Source organism: Nocardioides marinus (assembly GCF_013408145.1).
Taxonomy (GTDB): domain Bacteria; phylum Actinomycetota; class Actinomycetes; order Propionibacteriales; family Nocardioidaceae; genus Nocardioides; species Nocardioides marinus.
The window spans coordinates 3,685,847-3,701,981 of the sequence record NZ_JACBZI010000001.1; the positions used below are offsets into that span (position 1 = coordinate 3,685,847).

Genomic DNA, 16,135 nt, shown 5'->3' on the forward strand with positions numbered 1-16,135 from the left:
CCTCGACCCCACCCGCGGGGTCCGCCGAGGTCACCGGTAGGTCAGCAGCTCGCCACCGAGGTGCTCGTGCTCGTTGAAGGTCAGCAGCCGGGTGCCCCGCGGACCGACGAGGACCCGCGTGACCCCGGAGTTCACCGCGACGGTGTTGAGCCGCTGCCAGGTCTCCGGCAGCGCGTCGCCGGCCGCGCCGAGCAGCCCGGCCGCCACCAGTCCGACCACGCCACCGGAGGTGACGACCACGGCCGTCTGCCCGCTCCCGGCGCGCGCGACCGCGTCGGCCAGCGCCGCGGAGGCCCGCGCGCCGAAGTCGCGGAAGCTCTCGTCGTACTCCCCGTCGAACCCACCACCCGTCCACCGGGCGCTGGCCCGCTCGAAGAGTGCCTGGAAGGTACGGCGGTCCAGGGTGTGCGGGTCCGCGGGCAGGTCCGGGAAGCGGGCGATGACCCCGAGGTGGTCGAACTCGTCCCACCGCCCGTCCTCGTCGACCGGCGTCGACCAGCCCGCGCCCTCGCACATCGCCTCGAGCGTCTCGCGGTGCCGGCGCATCGTGCCGCGCAGCAGCGCGGTCGGCGCGACCCCTGCGGCCGCGAGGTGCGCGCCGAGGCGGCGTCCCTGCTCCCAGCCGGTCGGCGAGAGCACGTCGTAGTCGTCGGCCCCGAAGGACGCCTGGCCGTGCCGGACCAGCAGCAGCTGGCCCATCAGGCGCTCTCGGCGACCAGGCGACGGCAGCGCTGCTCGAGGTAGGAGACCACCTGGCCGAGCAGCGCGTAGGACTCGTTGGTGGTCTGCTTGTGCACGTAGCGGTACCAGATCTGCTGCGCGATCACGGCCAGCCGGAACAGCCCGAAGACCTCGTAGAAGACCAGGTCGCGCTCGCTCGGGGAGTGGCCGGTCGCGGCGCAGTAGCGGTCGACCCACTCGCGACGGGTCCACATGCCGGGGGCGTTGGACGGCTGGCGCCGGAACAGCTGGAACAGCTCGTCGTCGTCGGCCTCGACCCAGTAGGCGATCATCGAGGAGAGGTCCATGAGCGGGTCGCCGACGGTCGCCAGCTCCCAGTCCAGCACGGCACGGACGCCGAGGTCGTCGTCGAGCACGAGGTTGTCGAGCCGGTAGTCGTTGTGGATCAGCACCTGGCCGGTGTCGGTGGGCTGGTGGGCCTCGATCCACGCCAGCACGTCGGACCAGTCGCCCGTGTCGTCGGTGCGCGAGCCGTCCAGCCTGCGGATCCAGCCGCGCACCTGGCGACCGACGTACCCCTCGCCCCGGCCGAGCGCGGCCAGGCCGGGCACGGCGGCGACGTCCACCGAGTGCAGCGCGACGAGGACGTCGAGCACCCGCTGGCACAGCGCGTCGGCGGCCTCGGGCGCGATCGGCTCGGGGAAGTCCTGGCGCAGGATCCGCCCGGGCACCTTCTCCATCACGTAGAACTCCGAGCCCAGGACGGACTCGTCGGCCTCGTGGCCGATCATCGTGGCGACGTGCGGGAAGACCGGCGCGAGCGCGGCCTGGATCCCGTGCTCACGGCCCATGTCGTGGGCGCCGGCGGCCTTCCGCCCCGCCGGCGGACGCCGCAGGATCAGGTCGCGCGGGGCGGCCGGGTCGCCGGTCCTCAGCAGGTAGGTGAGGTTCGACGCCCCACCCCGGAACTGCTGCACCTCGACCACCGGCCGCTCGCCGTGCCGCTCCAGCCACGCCGAGAGCGCCTCGACGTCGAAGGAGTCCTCCTCGCGGACGGCGCGGGCGAGGTTCTGGCTGGTGTCACTCATCGACCGCCTCCGCGATCCGCTCGAGGTTGGCGGCCTGGGCCCGCATCACCGCGTCGTACGACGCCCGGTCGGCGCGCTTGAGGTGCAGGGCGGCCCGTGCCGACTCGTCGGGCAGGATCAGCTCGTCGCCGGCGTCCAGCCCGGCGAGGACCGCGGCCGCGACGTCCTGCGCGCTGACCGGCGAGTCCTCGACGAGGGAGGACATCACCTGGCCCAGGGCCGCGTCGGCACCCCGCAGGGAGTCCATCAGGTTGGTGCGGAAGAAGCCGGGGCACACCGCGTGCGCGGTGACGCCGTGCGCGGCGAGCTCGTGGCCGGTGGTCTCGGTGAGCGCCACGACCGCGGCCTTGACCGCGTTGTAGGAGGCCATCCCGGCCGGGTGCACGAGGCCCGCGAGGCTCGCCACGTTGACGACCTGCCCCGCGCCCTGCCGCTTGAGCAGCGGCACGAAGGTGCGCAGCCCGCGCACCATGCCGAACAGGTTGATGTCGAAGATCCACTGCCACTCGTCGTGCTGGGCGACGTCGAGCCGGCCGCCGCCGGCGACACCGGCGTTGTTCACCAGCACGTCGAGCCCGCCCCAGGTCTCCTCGACGTGGGCCAGCGCGCCCGCCCAGTCCTCGTCGGAGGTGATGTCGAGCCGCAGCTCGGCTCCGCGCAGGTCCGTCCGCAGCACCCGGTCCCCGCGCGCCTCGAAGGCGTCGGCGAGCGCGGCGCCGAGCCCGGAGGCGGCGCCGGTGACCAGGACCCGGCGGGAGTCCGCGGCGCTCATCGCTTCGCTCCGTACTTGCCGAGCTCCAGGCGCGCGACGACGCCCTGGTGCACCTCGTCGGGTCCGTCGGCCAGCCGCAGGGCGCGGGCGTTGGTCCACGCACCGGCCAGCGGGTGGTCGTCGGAGAGCCCGCCCCCGCCGTGGATCTGCATGGCGAAGTCGATGACCTCCAGCGCCATCCGCGGCACCGCGACCTTGATCTGCGAGACCTCCGAGAGGGCGTTGAGCGGGCCCCCCACGTCGAGCTTCCACGCCGCGTGCAGGACCAGCAGGCGCGCCTGCTCGATGGCGATGCGGGCGTCGGCGATCCGCTCCCGGTTGCCGCCGAGGTTGGCCAGCGGCTTGCCGAAGGCGACCCGGTCCAGGCCCCGGCGGCAGGCGCGCTCCAGGGCCATCTCGGCCAGGCCGATCAGTCGCATGCAGTGGTGGATGCGCCCGGGGCCGAGCCGGCCCTGCGCGATCGCGAACGCCTCGCCCGGCCCGGAGAGGATGTTGCCCACGGGGACGCGGACGTCGGTGAACGACACCTCCCCGTGGCCGATGGGCTCGTCGTACATCCCCATCGTCGGCAGCAGCCGCTCGATCTTCACCCCGGGCGAGTCGAGGGGGACGAGCACCATCGTGTGCCGGTGGTGGCGGTCGATGCCGGGGTCGGCCTCGAGGTTCTCCGGGGTGTCGCGCAGCCCCATGAAGACCGCGATCCGGCAGTCGGGGTGGCCCACGCCGGTCGACCACCACTTGCGCCCGTTGACGACGACCTCGTCCCCGTGGACGACCGCGGTGGCGGCCATGTTGGTGGCGTCGGAGGAGGCGACGTCGGGCTCGGTCATCGTGAACGCCGAGCGGATCTCGCCGGCCAGCAGCGGCTCGAGCCACTGCGCCTTCTGCTCGTCGGTGCCGTAGCGCAGCAGCACCTCCATGTTGCCGGTGTCCGGGGCGTTGCAGTTCATCACCAGCGGCGCGAGGTGGCTGCCGCCGGTGGCCTCCGCGATGGGGGCGTAGTCGACGTTGGTGAGGCCCTCGCCCCCGTCGGTGCCGAAGCGGGCGGCGTACTCCCCCGCGTGCTCCTTGGGCAGCCAGAGGTTCCACAGCCCGCGGGCCCGGGCCTCGGCCTTGAGCTCCTCGATGACCGGCAGCGGCCGCCACGGGTCGCCGGTACGCCGCTGCTCGGCCAGGTCGCGGAGGTACTCGCCCTCCACCGGCTCGACCACGTCGCGGATGAACGCGCGGGTCCGCTCGGTGAGGTCGGCGGCCCGGGGTGAGGGTGCGAAGTCCATGGCTGCGAACCTACCGGGCGCTCGGTCCGTCGGGGGGGCGGTGCCGCGGCCGTGGTGTCGTGCGGCCCCGGCCAGCGGCCGGTCCGGGCCGACTGGCCGACCGAAGCTGCCGCTCGTCGCACGGAGTTCCGGTCGACAAGCGCCGGTTTCACCACCCGGGTGGTGAAACCGGCCCCGGGCGACCGCCGCTCAGGCGGCCGCGGTGACGACCACGCGCGCCCGCTGGACGGGATCGGTCCACCGCTCGTGGGTACGCACGAGCCGGGCGCCGGACCAGCACAGGAACGGCACGGCCAGCAGCAGCGGCAGCCAGGGTGCCTCGAGCCGGGCCAGTCCGGAGAAGACCAGCCCCGTCATGGTGGTCGAGAGCGCGAGGCGGCTGGAGTAGCCGACCATCATCAGCGGCGGGGCCGGGGTGGCGCGGGCCGAGCGCAGGTCGACGGCGTACGGGTGGGCCAGCGACCAGCGCATCGCCGCGCCGACCACCTGCACGGTCACCACGGCCAGCATGGCCAGCAGGGCGGTGGCCTCGGTGGCGGTGGGTACGCCGGCGCGCAGCCCGCCCAGGGCCACGGTGACCAGGGAGGCCGCGACCAGGAACTCCGCGAGCACCCAGGCCCGGGCGGCGAAGACAGTCCCCGCACCGACCGGGAGGCTCTCGCGCCACAGCCCGCCGCGCCCGTCCAGGCACCAGGCGTTGACCCCGAACAGCAGGGCGCCGCCGGAGGCGACCAGACCCGGCAGGATCGTCAGCTGCACCCAGTCCAGGTCGCCGACGAGCGCGACGACCCCCGGGCCGATCGCCAGGACGGCCAGGCCGCGCCGCATCGGCACCGCGCGCCACACCGAGCCGCGGTCGGTGCGCAGGAGCACCGTGAGGTCGCTGCGCGGCAACGGGCGGGCGCGGTGCGACTCGCTCTCCACGCGCAGCTCGTCGTGGGGAACCCGCCGGGTCGCGAGGTGGGCCGGCAGCGCACCGAGGACCACCGCGGCCACCGACAGCCCCGCCAGGGTGCCGACCACGCCCCACCAGGCGGCCGTGACGCCGCCGACGGACACGGCGACCACGCGCACCGTCGGCACCTGGTCCAGCAGCGGCACCAGCCGGTCGTCGAGCTGGAGCAGCAGCACGGCCACGACGGCCGCGACCGTGAGCAGGCGGACCCCCACCTCGCCGAACCGCAGCCGGCGCACCCCCTCGACACCCCACGCCACGACCTGCCCGACGGCGGTCGCCAGGACCAGCCACAGCAGCATCGCGGTCTGCAGGGCGACCAGCGGGCCCGCCCCCGCGCCGTAGGAGGCCGCACCCAGCAGGGTCCAGGCCTGCAGCAGCCAGGCGATGTTGAGCGGCGCCAGGACCAGCGCCCCGAGGTGGTCGGTCGTGGGGCTGATCGGGTGCACCGCCGCAGGGTCGCGGGCCAGCAGCTCGCGCCCGCCCCCGGAGGCCACCGCGGACACGACGGCGATCAGCACCAGGCCGGCGAGCGCGGTGGGGAGCAGCAGCAGCACGTCCTGGGCCCGTCCCGGGCCGCCCGCACCCGGGAGGTGGGCCGGCACCACGGCGATCGCGGTCGTCGCCAGCGCGAAGAGCACCAGGCCGGCCCGGAAGGCCCGCGGGCGGCGTACGTGCGCGGCGCGGAAGCGCAGCAGGGTACCGACGTCCGCGACGGCTCTCCCCTGCTCGCGCAGCAGGCCCTCAGTCCAGGAGCGAGCGGTAGGCACGCGCCCCCTCCTCGCCGGCCATGTCGAGCGCGCTCATCTCGGCGACCTGGGCACCCCCGCGCAGGACGGAGACCGTCGAGCAGGCCTCGATCGCCAGCTCGCGCAGGTGGGTGGAGACGAGCACCGCGGCACCGCGCGAGCGGGCGTCGGCGACGACCTCCAGGGTGGCCTCGACCCCCAGGGGGTCCACGCCGTCGAAGGGCTCGTCGAGCAGCAGCACCTGCGGCTCGTGCAGCGCCGCGAGCACCACGGAGAGCCGCCGGCCCATGCCGTGCGAGAAGCCGGCCGTCACCCGGTGGGCGACGTCGCCGAGCTCGAAGCGCTCCAGCAGGTCCCGCGCCCGGGGCTCCCAGCCCGTCGGCAGCCGGCGCAGGCGTGCCGCCAGCTGCAGGTGCTCCCACGGGGTCGCCCGCGGCACCAGGCCGCCGACGTCGGGGCAGTAGCCCACCGCGCGCTTGGCCGCCATCGGGTGCCGTCGCACGTCGTGCCCGGCGACCAGGACGCTGCCACTCGTGGGCGGCACCACCCCCGCGAGCACCCGCATCGTCGTGGACTTGCCGGCCCCGTTGCGCCCCAGGAGCGCGGTCGCGCGACCGGCGTACGCCGTCAGGTGCACGCCGCCCACGGCCTCGACCTCGCCGAAGCGCACGTGCAGGTCGCGCACCTCGACCAGCGCCCGGTCCGGCTCTCCCTCACCCACCGGACCATGGTGACCGTTCCGGGGGCTTCCCACCGCCGAAGCGTCACTTCCGCACGGCCGAGACGTCACTCGCACACGCACTCGAGCCGCCACCCCCGTGCGGGAGTGACGGCTCGAGCGTGCGTCAGTGACGTCTCGGCGACGCAGGATCAGGCGGGGAAGGACTCGCCCTTGGCCACCAGGTCGCGCAGGTACTGCGTCGCGCGGAACCGCTCGCCGTACTTGTCGGCCAGGTCGTCGGCGCGCTTCACGAACGCCGCGAGGCCGATCTCACCGGCGGCGACGGTCCCCTCGGGGCCCTCGTAGCCGGTCATGAACTGCGCGGCGCCACCGGTCATCGGCGGGAAGCCGATGCCCATGATCGAGCCGATGTTCGCGGCGGCCGCCGACTCGATGACGCCCTCCTCGAAGCACTTCGCGGTCTCGATCGCCTCGGCGAAGAGCATCCGCTCCTTCATGTCGACGAACGGGATCTGCTCCTCGGCGACCGGGTAGACCTCGGCCAGGCCCGACCAGATCGAGCCGCGCTTGCCGTCGACGTACTCGAAGAAGCCGGCGCCCTTGAGGCGCGAGGGGCGACCGAGCTCGATCATCTTCTCCACCACCAGCGAGCCGGGGTGCGGCTCGTAGGTGCCGCCGTCGCGCTCGGCGGCGTCCTTGGTGGCCTTGGCGATCTTGGCCATCAGCTCCATGTTGAGCTCGTCGGTCAGCTGCAGCGGGCCGACGGGGTAGCCGGCCTGGGTGGCCGCCCGCTCGACGGAGTACGGCGCGCAGCCCTCGGCCAGCAGCGCCAGGCCCTCGTTGACCATCGTGCCGATGACGCGCGAGGTGTAGAAGCCGCGGCTGTCGTTGACGACGATCGGGGTCTTCTTGATCTGCTGCACCACGTCGTAGGCCTTGGCCAGCGCCTCGTCGGAGGTGGCCCTGCCCTTGATGATCTCGACCAGCGGCATCTTGTCCACGGGGCTGAAGAAGTGCAGGCCGATGAAGTCGGCGGGGCGGTCCACGCCCTCGGCGAGCTCGGTGATCGGCAGCGTCGAGGTGTTGGAGCACAGCAGCGCGTCGGCGTTGACGTGCTTGGCGGCCTCGGCGAAGACCTGGTGCTTGAGCGAGGGGTCCTCGAAGACGGCCTCGATCACCAGGTCGCACCCGGCGAGGTCGGCGTAGTCGTCGGTCGGGGTGATCCGGCCGAGCAGCTCCTCGGACTTCTCCTGCGTGAGCTTGCCGCGGGAGACGGCCTTCTCGTTGATCTTCTCCGAGTAGGCCTTGCCCTTGGCCGCGGCCTCGGCCGAGACGTCCTTGAGCACGACCTCCATGCCCGCGCGGGCGCAGGAGTAGGCGATGCCGGCGCCCATCATGCCGGCGCCGAGGACGGCGACCTTGGTGGCCTTCCACGGCTCGATGCCCTGGGGGCGCAGCTTGCCGGCGTTGATCGCCTGCAGGTCGAAGAAGAACGCCTGGATCATGTTCTTCGAGCCCTGGTTGACGATGAGGTTCGTCAGGTAGCGCGACTCGATCCGCGAGGCGGTGTCGAAGTCACGGTTGGCGCCCTCGACGGCCGCGGAGAGGATCGCGCGGGCGGCGGGGTAGACCGCACCCTTGGTCTGCTTGCGCAGGAGGGCGGGGAAGGCGGGCAGGAAGCCGGCCAGCGCGGGGGACTTCGGGGAGCCACCGGGCATCTTGTAGCCGGGCGCGTCCCAAGGGTTCTGGTGGGCGTCGGGGTTGGCGAGGATCCACGCCTTCGCGGCGGGGACGAGCTCCTCGCGGGTGGCGACCAGTTCGTCGACCAGGCCCTTCTCCTTGGCCTCGGCGGGGCTGAACTGCTTGCCCTCGAGCAGGAAGCCCATCAGGCCCTCCTGCAGGCCGAACATCCGCACGATGCGGGTCACGCCGCCGCCGCCGGGCAGCAGGCCGAGGCTGACCTCGGGGAGGCCGAGCTTGACCGAGCGGTCGTCGACGCAGACGCGGCGGTTGCAGGCCAGGGTGATCTCGAGGCCGCCGCCCAGCGCCGCCCCGTTGATGGCGGCGACGACCGGCTTGGGCAGCTTCTCCAGACGGCGAAGGCCGGCCTTGACGTCCTCGGCCATCCGGAAGACGTCCTCGGCGTCCTCAGGGCCGGCGGTGACCATGCCCTTGAGGTTGCCGCCGGCGAAGAAGGTCTTCTTCGCGCTGGCGATCACCACACCCTTGACCGACGACTCGTCAGCGGCGAGCTCGTCGTAGAGGCGGTCGATCGCGGCGTTGATCGACGCGCGGTACAGGTCGTTCATGGTGTTCGCCGACGACGTGGGGTCGTCGAGGGTGAGGGTGACGATGCCGTCGGCGTCCTTCTCGTAGCGGACGGCGGTCTGGGTCTCGGTGGTGCTCATGTCTTGAGTAGGTTCCTTCGAAGCCGTGCGTACGGGGGTCAGACGATCTCGACGATGGTGGCGATGCCCATGCCGCCACCGACGCAGAGCGTGGCCAGGCCGCGCTTCTGGTCGCGGCGCTGCAGCTCGTCGATGAGGGTGCCGAGGATCATCGCGCCGGTGGCACCCAGCGGGTGGCCCATGGCGATGGCGCCGCCGTTGACGTTGGTGATCTCGTCGGTGATGCCCATGTCGCGCATGAAGCGCATGGCGACCGCGGCGAAGGCCTCGTTGATCTCGAACAGGTCGATGTCCTTGGTCTCCAGACCGGCCTTGGCCAGCGCCTTGCGGGCGGCGGGGGCGGGGCCGGTGAGCATGATCGTCGGGTCGGCACCCGAGACGGCCATCGACACGATGCGCGCACGCGGGGTGAGGCCGAGCTCGGCGCCGACCTGCTCGGTGCCGATCGCCATCAGCGCGGCGCCGTCGACGATGCCGGAGGAGTTGCCGGCGTGGTGGACGTGGTTGATCTTCTCGACCCAGTGGTACTTCTCCAGCGCCACCTCGTCGAAGCCGGCGTCGGCGCCGATCTGGGCGAAGGACGCCTTGAGGCCGGCGAGGCCCTCGACGCTGGTGTCGGGGCGGATCAGCTCGTCGTGGTCGAGGACGGTCAGGCCGTTGCGGTCCTTGACCGGGATCACCGAGTCGGCGAAGTAGCCGTTGGCCCAGGCCTTGGCGGCCCGGTGGTTGGACTCGGCGGCGAACGCGTCGACGTCCTCACGGCTCCAGCCCTCGAGGGTGGCGATCAGGTCGGCACCGATGCCCTGGGGCACGAAGCCGGTGGTGAGCGCGGTGGCCGGGTCCGAGGCCCAGGCGCCGCCGTCGGAGCCCATCGGGGCGTTGGACATCGACTCCACGCCACCGGCGAGGATGAGGTCCTCCATGCCGCCGCGGATCCGGCCGGCGGCCTGGTTGACGGCCTCGAGGCCCGAGGCGCAGAAGCGGTTGAGCTGCACACCGGCGACGGTGTCGGGGTAGCCGGCGGCCAGCGCCGCGGTCTTGGCGATGTCGCCACCCTGCTCGCCGACCGGGGTCACGACGCCCAGCACCACGTCGTCGACGCGGGCGGGGTCCATGCCCGGGTTGCGCGTCCTGAGCTCGTCGAGCAGGCCGACCACCAGGTCCACCGGCTTGACCTCGTGCAGCGAGCCCGCCGCCTTGCCCTTGCCTCGCGGCGTACGGATGTGGTCGTACACGAATGCTTCAGCCATGACCGTCCTCGGTTCTCGGTGGTCAGGTGGCGCTCCAGGACCGGCCCCGGACGGGGCGGGCGGACGTCGCTGACCACGGCAGTACGTTGTGGTATCGATTGTGACACCATTACTGTCACTGTCGTCAAGGACCGGACCCCACGGAAGGGGGTGTGATGGACACCACGTCGAGCGTCACCGCCCCGAGCGCGGGCTCCCCCGGGAGGCCCGAGAGCAAGGACGAGGAGCTGCTCACCCTCGAGGAGCTCACGACCCGGGTCGGCATGAGCGTGCGGAACATCCGCTTCTACACCTCCAAGGGCCTGGTCCCACCGCCGATCCGGCGGGGCCGGTCGGGCTTCTACACCGCCGACCACGTGTCCCGGCTCGAGCTCGTCCGCGAGCTGCAGAGCCACGGCTTCACGCTCTCCGCCATCGAGAAGTACCTCGCGGCCGTGCCGGAGGACGCCACCCCCGAGCAGATCGCCCTGCACCGCACGATGCTCGCCCCCTGGCAGGCCGAGGCCGTCGTGGAGCTGAGCAGCGCCGAGCTCGACGCCCGCGCCGGCCGCTCCCTCACCCCCGACGACCTGCAGCTGCTGCGGGCCCTGGGCATCGTGCGTCGTCTTGGCGAGGACACCTGGGCGGTGACCGCGACGCAGCTCGCGGTCGGGGTCGGGCTCATCGAGCTCGGCTTCCCCACCGAGACCGCCGTGGCGGCCGCCGAGGTCTACGCCCGGCACGGCCGCGAGGTCGCCGAGGAGCTCAACGACCTCTTCCGGACCCAGGTCTGGCCGGCGTACAAGGAGGCCGGCGCATCGGCGGAGACGATCCGCGAGGTGGTCGAGCGGATCAAGCCGCTCTCCATCGCCAGTCTCGTCAGCGCCTACGAGCAGGCGATGGACGAGACGCGACGGGAGAGCATCCGCGCCCGCGCGGAGCGCGGCTCCCGGTAGGTCACTCCTCGTCGTCGAGGAGGTCGGTCTCGCCCCGCACGGTCGCCTCGATGCGCAGCGCGAGACGGCCGACCCGCTCGAGCTGCTCCACCGCGTCGTCGAGCGGCGGGCCGACCGGCTGGTCGCCGTCCTCGCCGGCCCCGTCGGCGAGCCGGGCGGCGCGCGAGCGCGCCAAGGCCACCGCGAGCCGGGCCGCCGTCAGGGCGTTGTTGAGGTCGTGCACCAGCTCGGCGACGTCGGTGACCGTCTCCGCCTCGGCAGCCGGGCCGGGGGCCGGGGGTTCCTCGGCTCCCTCCAGCGCGATCCAGCGGTAGCCGGCCCCGCTCTCGGTGGCGATGTACCGCGGCGCGCTGGCGTCGTCGCCGATCTTGGACCGGAGCGTGCGCAGGTGGGCGCGCAGCGCGGCACGTGTCTCGTCGCCGTGGCTGCCGTCCCAGACCTCCGCCAGCACCCAGCGGTGCGTCAGCAGCTTGCCGGGATTGGCCAGGAGCGCGCCGAGGATGCGCCACTCCGTCGGCGTCAGGTGCACCGGGACGCCGCTCACGCTCACCGTCCGGGCGGCGAGGTCGACCGCGAGCCCGCCGTAGGTGCGCTGCGCCGACTCCTCCTCGCCTCCACGAGGGCGGCGCAGCAGGGCCCGAAGGCGCGCGAGGAGCTCGTCGGGCCCGAAGGGCTTGCGGAGGTAGTCGTCCGCACCAGCCTCGAACGCGGCCAGCATGCGGCGCGGGTCGGTCGCGCCGGTCAGGACGAGCACGGGGACGTCCGACCAGGTGCGCAGCTCGGACAGCAGCTGCACCCCGTCTCCGTCGGGGAGCGACAGGTCGAGCACCACGACGTCCGGGACCGACACGGCGACGGTGGACAGCGCCTCGGCGCGCTCACCGGCCACCTGCACCAGCATCCCCGCACGCGTCAGCATCTGTCGCAGCGCCCCCTGCAGCTGCACGTCGTCGTCGACGACGAGCACCTTGACGACCTCCGCGGCGTTGCCGCCGGTGACGCTCATCGGAGCGCCGCCTCGATGCGGGGCAGCAGGTCGACGATGCCGTCGGGCTTGACCAGGTAGTCCGAGACACCGGCCTCCTCGCCCCGTTGCCGGTCCTCCGGCCGCGAGCGTGCGGTCAGCGCCCAGATGGGGAGGTCGGCGAGTCCCTCGGTCGCACGGACCGCGCGCGTGACGTCGAGACCGTCCAGCGCTCCCGGCAGGGTCATGTCCACCAGGGCCAGGTCGGGCCGCACCTGCTGGATCAGCGCGATGCCCTCCTCGCCGTCGACCGCGGCATGCACCTCGTGCCCGGCGTCGACCAGCAGGGTGGCGAGGAGCCGGGCCACGTCCCGGTCGTCCTCGACCATCACGATCCGCGCCATCTCCACCTCCCGATCACAGAGTCAATGGTCCTGAAGAGACGGGGCCTACCGTCCTGCGAGGACCCTATCCCCGCCGACGTCGTTCTCGGCCTCACACATCCTTCACGGCACCACAGCATTTCCGGCCGCCTCCTTCACACAGCCCGGGTGAGACTCGATGACATCCGGGACGACATGTCTCGGCTGACCTCGGCCTCCTCGGCCGGGACCATCACCACGGGAGGGAGCTGAGACCGTGGACGACCGGAACCCCGCAGTAGCCGGATCGTGGCGTCTCGCCCTGATCGACCCGAGCTCGCAGGAGCACGCACCCACGCGTGAGCAGCTCGAGACCCTCGGCGCCCTGGCCGGGCGCGTCGTCGAGACACAGGTGTGGACCAGCCCGGAGCCCGACCGGCTCGCCCTCGTCGACCTCGCCGTCGTCGATCTGACACAGCCACACGAGGCTCCGATCGAGGTCCTGCTGGACACGGTGACGGTCGCGCCTCACCTGCCCGTGTTGGTCATCGTGCTCAGGACGGATCCCGACCTGGCCTCGCGCTGCCTGGTGGCGGGCGCGCACGCCGTGGTCCGCACCTCCGCCGGGGACCCGAACTACCCGAGCACCCTGCTCTCGGCCGTCCAGGACCTCCTGCGGGTCTCCCGACCGGTCCCAGGGGGGCGTCGCGCCACGACCGGTGCACTGGCCCGCGCCAACCCAGAGGTGTTCGGGACGCTCGTGCACCGCTACGCTCAGGAAGTGCAGGCCCGGGTCGATCTACGACGCGGAGCCGCCACCGAGGGCATGAAGGGACCTCGGCGCGACGGCCTGGCGGCCATCTCCGCGGTGCTCGTGGAGCTGGAGGCGGGGCCACGCGACCTGACCGACGTGCACATCGTGGCCCTGCGGAGCCTGTGCCGGGACACCAGCGCCACGGCGCAGCGTCAGCTGGTGCACGATGCCCGACTGGCACTCGTGGAGACCATGGGCCGGCTCGCCGGCCGCTACCGAAGCAAGGCGCTCTACTCGCGCCGCGAGTCTGGGGAGGCCGACGATGGAGCGTTGGCGTGATCATGACGTGGTACCCCTCATGAAGACACACCTCCAGCTCTTCGTGCTCGGCCGCGACGCCCGCGCGGCACTCGTCGAGCAGCAGCTGCGGCGGGCCTGCCGGCACCTGCGAGGCCCGGTGCGGATCGAGGTCATCGACCTGCTCGAGAATCCTGCCCTCGCCGAAGAGCACGACATCGTCGCGACACCTCTCCTCCTCCGGCTGCATCCCACCCCGCAGGTCCGCGTGGTGGGCGACCTCAGCGACCCCGTGGCCCTCGCGGCCGCCTTGGACCTCGACGATCCTGCCGACTCCGAAGGAGATGCCCCGTGAGCCTGACCCAGATCCAGCGGATGCCGACCGGGTGCCCCGGCCTGGACCACGTGCTGGCCGGCGGCTTCCCCACCGGCCGCAGCACCCTGCTCAGCGGCACCGCCGGGAGCGGCAAGACGGTGCTGGCGCTGCAGTTCCTGCACGACGGAGTCCGTGACTACGACCAGCGGGGCGTCTTCCTCACCTTCGAGGAGCGGCCCGAGCAGCTGCGGGCCAATGCCGCCTCCCTGGGATTCGACATCGCCGGAATGGAGGAGCAGGGCACCTGGGCCTTCGTGGACGCCTCGTACCACCCCGACCGGGACGAGCAGCAGGTCGGGCCGTTCGACTTCGGCGCCCTCCTGCTGCGCCTGCGGCACGCGGTGGAGTCCGTGGGCGCCACCCGCGTGGCACTCGACTCCGTCGGGGCCGTCTTCACCCGGTACCAGGACGCCACCGTCGTGCGTCGAGAGCTGATGCGCGTGACCGACCTGCTGCGTGAGCTGGGGGTGACGGCCATCGTCACCAGCGAGCGCGCCGAGGAGTACGGCCAGATCGGCCGCCACGGGGTCGAGGAGTTCGTCTGCGACAACGTCCTCGTGCTGCGCAACGCGCTGGAGCAGGAGACGCGCCGCCGCACCATCGAGGTGCTGAAGATGCGCGGCGTGGACCACCTGACCGGCGAGTTCCCGTTCACCATCGTCCCGCAGTCCGGCATCGTGGTCATCACGCTGGAGAACACCGCACTCAACGCACCCAGCGCCGACGAGCGGATCCACTCCGGGCTCGACGAGCTGGACGACATGTGCAACGGGGGCATGTTCCGCGACTCGATCAACCTCGTGTCCGGCGCGACCGGCACGGGCAAGACGCTGCTGGTCAGCGAGTTCACCCGCGGTGGCGCCAGCCGGGGCGAGAGATCACTGATCTTCTCCTTCGAGGAGAGCCGCTCCCAGCTGTTCCGCAACGCGGCCGGCTGGGGCATGGACTTCGCCGACCTGGAGTCCCAGGGCCTCGTCCGCGTCGAGGCCGCCTACCCCGAGATGAGCTCGCTGGAGGACCACCTGGTCCGGATCAAACGGGTCGTGGAGGAGTACCAGCCGCACCGGATCGCCATCGACTCCCTCAGCGCCCTGGAGCGCATCGCCCCCGAGCGCAGCTACCGCGAGTTCCTCATCGGACTGACCGCCTACATCAAGCACTGCCAGATCGCGGCCCTGCTGACCTCGAGCGCGCGCAACCTGCTCGGCGCCACCTCGGTCACCGACGCGCACATCTCGACCCTGACCGACATGATCATGCTGCTGCGCTACGTGGAGATCGGCGGCGCGGTGCGTCGGGGGTTCATGGTGCTCAAGCTGCGGGGATCGACGCACGACAAGCAGATCCACGAGTTCGTCATCGACAGCAATGGGATGAGTATCCGCGCCCCGTTCCGCGACGTCACCGGTATCCTGGCCGGCTCACCTCAGCGGGTGGCCGTGCTCGAGGAGGAGTACGATGACATGCGGTACATGTTCAATGGCGACTGACCGGTTCCCGGTACCTCACCACCCACCGGCGACACAGATGCGAGAGGCAGGCCCATGGCCGCCGAGCCAGGCGAGATGCAGACCGACGTCGTCGGTCTGCTCGACGCCGCACCGGACGGGATGCTGGTCGTCGACGCCGACGGTGTCGTGGTCTGGGCCAACCGAGCCGCCCACGAGGTCTTCTCCCCCCGCGGGGGACCGCTGGCGGGTCGTTCGCTGGGCCGCCCGATCCTGACCGGGGTCCCGCAGCGGATCGAGGTGATCGACTCCTACGGACAGTTCCGCGCCGCGGAGATGATCGCCAACGAGGTGGCGATGGGCGATGGGCTGGCGTTCGTCGTGAGCCTGCGCGACCTCACCCGCCACGACGAGCAGCACCAGCAGCTCAAGCGCCGGCTCGACGAGCAGGACGAGATCCTCGCTGTCGTCTACGACGACGCCAACCACAACGCGACGGCGCTGCTGCTCATCATCGACGAGCTGCTGGCCGGCTGGGACCACATGACAGATCGGGAGCGTCAGGGCATGGTCCGGCTGCTCTCGGTCCGCCTCGAGCAGCTCTCCGACCTGCTGACGTCCTGGACCGGCGGCCTGCTGCGCGACCGCGCCTCCCTGGTCACCGAGGAGTTCGACGCCGTCGACCTCTTCGACGTCGTCACCGAGGGGCTCGCCTCCTGGCCGGGCCGCGGGAGCGAGGTCGAGGTCGTCATCGAGCCGGGCCAGATGGTCCATGCCGTGTCCAGCCACGTCTGGTCGGTGCTGCGCGAGCTCCTCGACAACGCCTTCGCCCATGGCCGCCCGCCGGTCGTCCTGGCCGCGCACTCCCGGGGCGACGCCACCGTGATCGAGGTCATCGACCACGGCGAGGGCATCGGCGAGGAGATCAAGCAGCGGCTGCAGATCGGCTTCGCCCAACGCGGCGAGACCGGCGAGCGGGCCGTCCAGGGCAACGGCCTGTGGATGGCCCGGGCCCTGGTCAAGGCGTACGGCGGCTCGCTGCACCACCAGAACGTGCTCGGCGGTGGGACCCGATTCGTGTGCAGCTTCCCCTCACGCGCGGTCCGGCCCCCTCAGGACTAGCGCACGCGGGTGACC

General features: G+C 72.4%; 15 protein-coding genes. 5 read left to right on the plus strand and 10 right to left on the minus strand.

Annotation, left to right across the window (positions count from 1 at the left end):
- Positions 1–30: 30 nt before the first annotated feature.
- The 8 genes from BKA05_RS17330 to BKA05_RS17365 form a co-directional block, all read right to left on the minus strand.
- Complete coding sequence (locus BKA05_RS17330; RefSeq protein ID WP_179532541.1) at positions 31–699, minus strand: histidine phosphatase family protein; 669 nt, start codon at positions 697–699, stop codon at positions 31–33.
- Positions 699–1,769 (minus strand): phosphotransferase family protein, encoded by a 1,071-nt coding sequence (locus BKA05_RS17335; protein WP_179532542.1) that lies wholly within the window; start codon positions 1,767–1,769, stop codon positions 699–701. Before BKA05_RS17335 ends, BKA05_RS17330 begins: the two co-directional genes overlap by 1 nt.
- Positions 1,762–2,541: an SDR family NAD(P)-dependent oxidoreductase gene (locus tag BKA05_RS17340; protein ID WP_179532543.1), complete on the minus strand. Its 780-nt coding sequence runs from the start codon at positions 2,539–2,541 to the stop codon at positions 1,762–1,764. The genes BKA05_RS17335 and BKA05_RS17340 overlap by 8 nt, the downstream gene beginning before the upstream one ends.
- Positions 2,538–3,818 (minus strand): acyl-CoA dehydrogenase family protein, encoded by a 1,281-nt coding sequence (locus tag BKA05_RS17345; protein WP_179532544.1) that lies wholly within the window; start codon positions 3,816–3,818, stop codon positions 2,538–2,540. Before BKA05_RS17345 ends, BKA05_RS17340 begins: the two co-directional genes overlap by 4 nt.
- Before the next feature lie 189 nt (positions 3,819–4,007).
- Positions 4,008–5,543 (minus strand): hypothetical protein, encoded by a 1,536-nt coding sequence (locus BKA05_RS17350; protein ID WP_179532545.1) that lies wholly within the window; start codon positions 5,541–5,543, stop codon positions 4,008–4,010.
- The gene (locus tag BKA05_RS17355; RefSeq protein ID WP_179532546.1) at positions 5,518–6,243 is read right to left on the minus strand and encodes an ATP-binding cassette domain-containing protein; all 726 of its coding nucleotides are present in this window, start codon (positions 6,241–6,243) and stop codon (positions 5,518–5,520) included. The genes BKA05_RS17350 and BKA05_RS17355 overlap by 26 nt, the downstream gene beginning before the upstream one ends.
- Before the next feature lie 149 nt (positions 6,244–6,392).
- Positions 6,393–8,612 (minus strand): 3-hydroxyacyl-CoA dehydrogenase NAD-binding domain-containing protein, encoded by a 2,220-nt coding sequence (locus BKA05_RS17360; RefSeq protein ID WP_179532547.1) that lies wholly within the window; start codon positions 8,610–8,612, stop codon positions 6,393–6,395.
- Between the two features lie 38 nt (positions 8,613–8,650).
- A complete protein-coding gene (locus tag BKA05_RS17365; RefSeq protein WP_179532548.1) occupies positions 8,651–9,862 on the minus strand; it encodes an acetyl-CoA C-acetyltransferase in 1,212 nt (403 codons plus the stop codon).
- A 155-nt stretch (positions 9,863–10,017) separates the two neighbouring features.
- Between BKA05_RS17365 and BKA05_RS17370 the strand changes: the two genes are divergently transcribed.
- Positions 10,018–10,797: a MerR family transcriptional regulator gene (locus BKA05_RS17370; protein ID WP_179532549.1), complete on the plus strand. Its 780-nt coding sequence runs from the start codon at positions 10,018–10,020 to the stop codon at positions 10,795–10,797.
- Between the two features lies 1 nt (position 10,798).
- Here the strand turns inward: BKA05_RS17370 and BKA05_RS17375 are convergent, their stop codons facing one another.
- On the minus strand, positions 10,799–11,803 hold the full coding sequence (locus BKA05_RS17375; protein WP_179532550.1) for a response regulator: 1,005 nt from the start codon (positions 11,801–11,803) through the stop codon (positions 10,799–10,801).
- The gene (locus BKA05_RS17380) at positions 11,800–12,165 is read right to left on the minus strand and encodes a response regulator transcription factor (protein WP_179532551.1); all 366 of its coding nucleotides are present in this window, start codon (positions 12,163–12,165) and stop codon (positions 11,800–11,802) included. Before BKA05_RS17380 ends, BKA05_RS17375 begins: the two co-directional genes overlap by 4 nt.
- Before the next feature lie 235 nt (positions 12,166–12,400).
- Here BKA05_RS17380 and BKA05_RS17385 point away from each other — a divergent pair, with 235 nt between their 5' ends.
- Genes BKA05_RS17385 through BKA05_RS17400 form a run of 4 tightly spaced genes read left to right on the plus strand, consistent with a single transcriptional unit; the run spans position 12,401 to position 16,120 of the window.
- Positions 12,401–13,216, plus strand: a complete 816-nt coding sequence (locus tag BKA05_RS17385) for a response regulator transcription factor (RefSeq protein ID WP_179532552.1) — start codon at positions 12,401–12,403, stop codon at positions 13,214–13,216.
- A gap of 19 nt (positions 13,217–13,235) precedes the next feature.
- A complete protein-coding gene (locus BKA05_RS17390) occupies positions 13,236–13,529 on the plus strand; it encodes a circadian clock KaiB family protein (RefSeq protein WP_179532553.1) in 294 nt (97 codons plus the stop codon).
- On the plus strand, positions 13,526–15,040 hold the full coding sequence (kaiC, locus tag BKA05_RS17395) for a circadian clock protein KaiC (RefSeq protein ID WP_218842441.1): 1,515 nt from the start codon (positions 13,526–13,528) through the stop codon (positions 15,038–15,040). The genes BKA05_RS17390 and kaiC overlap by 4 nt, the downstream gene beginning before the upstream one ends.
- Positions 15,041–15,094: 54 nt before the next feature.
- Positions 15,095–16,120: a sensor histidine kinase gene (locus BKA05_RS17400; RefSeq protein ID WP_179532554.1), complete on the plus strand. Its 1,026-nt coding sequence runs from the start codon at positions 15,095–15,097 to the stop codon at positions 16,118–16,120.
- Positions 16,121–16,135 lie beyond the last annotated feature (15 nt).

Coding starts and splice junctions, on each gene's coding strand:
- BKA05_RS17330 (WP_179532541.1), bottom strand. CDS start 699: ATGGGCCAGCTGCTGCTGGTCCGGCACGGCCAGGCGTCCTTCGGGGCC.
- BKA05_RS17335 (WP_179532542.1), bottom strand. CDS start 1,769: ATGAGTGACACCAGCCAGAACCTCGCCCGCGCCGTCCGCGAGGAGGAC.
- BKA05_RS17340 (WP_179532543.1), bottom strand. CDS start 2,541: ATGAGCGCCGCGGACTCCCGCCGGGTCCTGGTCACCGGCGCCGCCTCC.
- BKA05_RS17345 (WP_179532544.1), bottom strand. CDS start 3,818: ATGGACTTCGCACCCTCACCCCGGGCCGCCGACCTCACCGAGCGGACC.
- BKA05_RS17360 (WP_179532547.1), bottom strand. CDS start 8,612: ATGAGCACCACCGAGACCCAGACCGCCGTCCGCTACGAGAAGGACGCC.
- BKA05_RS17365 (WP_179532548.1), bottom strand. CDS start 9,862: ATGGCTGAAGCATTCGTGTACGACCACATCCGTACGCCGCGAGGCAAG.
- BKA05_RS17370 (WP_179532549.1), top strand. CDS start 10,018: ATGGACACCACGTCGAGCGTCACCGCCCCGAGCGCGGGCTCCCCCGGG.
- BKA05_RS17375 (WP_179532550.1), bottom strand. CDS start 11,803: ATGAGCGTCACCGGCGGCAACGCCGCGGAGGTCGTCAAGGTGCTCGTC.
- BKA05_RS17380 (WP_179532551.1), bottom strand. CDS start 12,165: ATGGCGCGGATCGTGATGGTCGAGGACGACCGGGACGTGGCCCGGCTC.
- BKA05_RS17390 (WP_179532553.1), top strand. CDS start 13,236: ATGAAGACACACCTCCAGCTCTTCGTGCTCGGCCGCGACGCCCGCGCG.
- BKA05_RS17400 (WP_179532554.1), top strand. CDS start 15,095: ATGGCCGCCGAGCCAGGCGAGATGCAGACCGACGTCGTCGGTCTGCTC.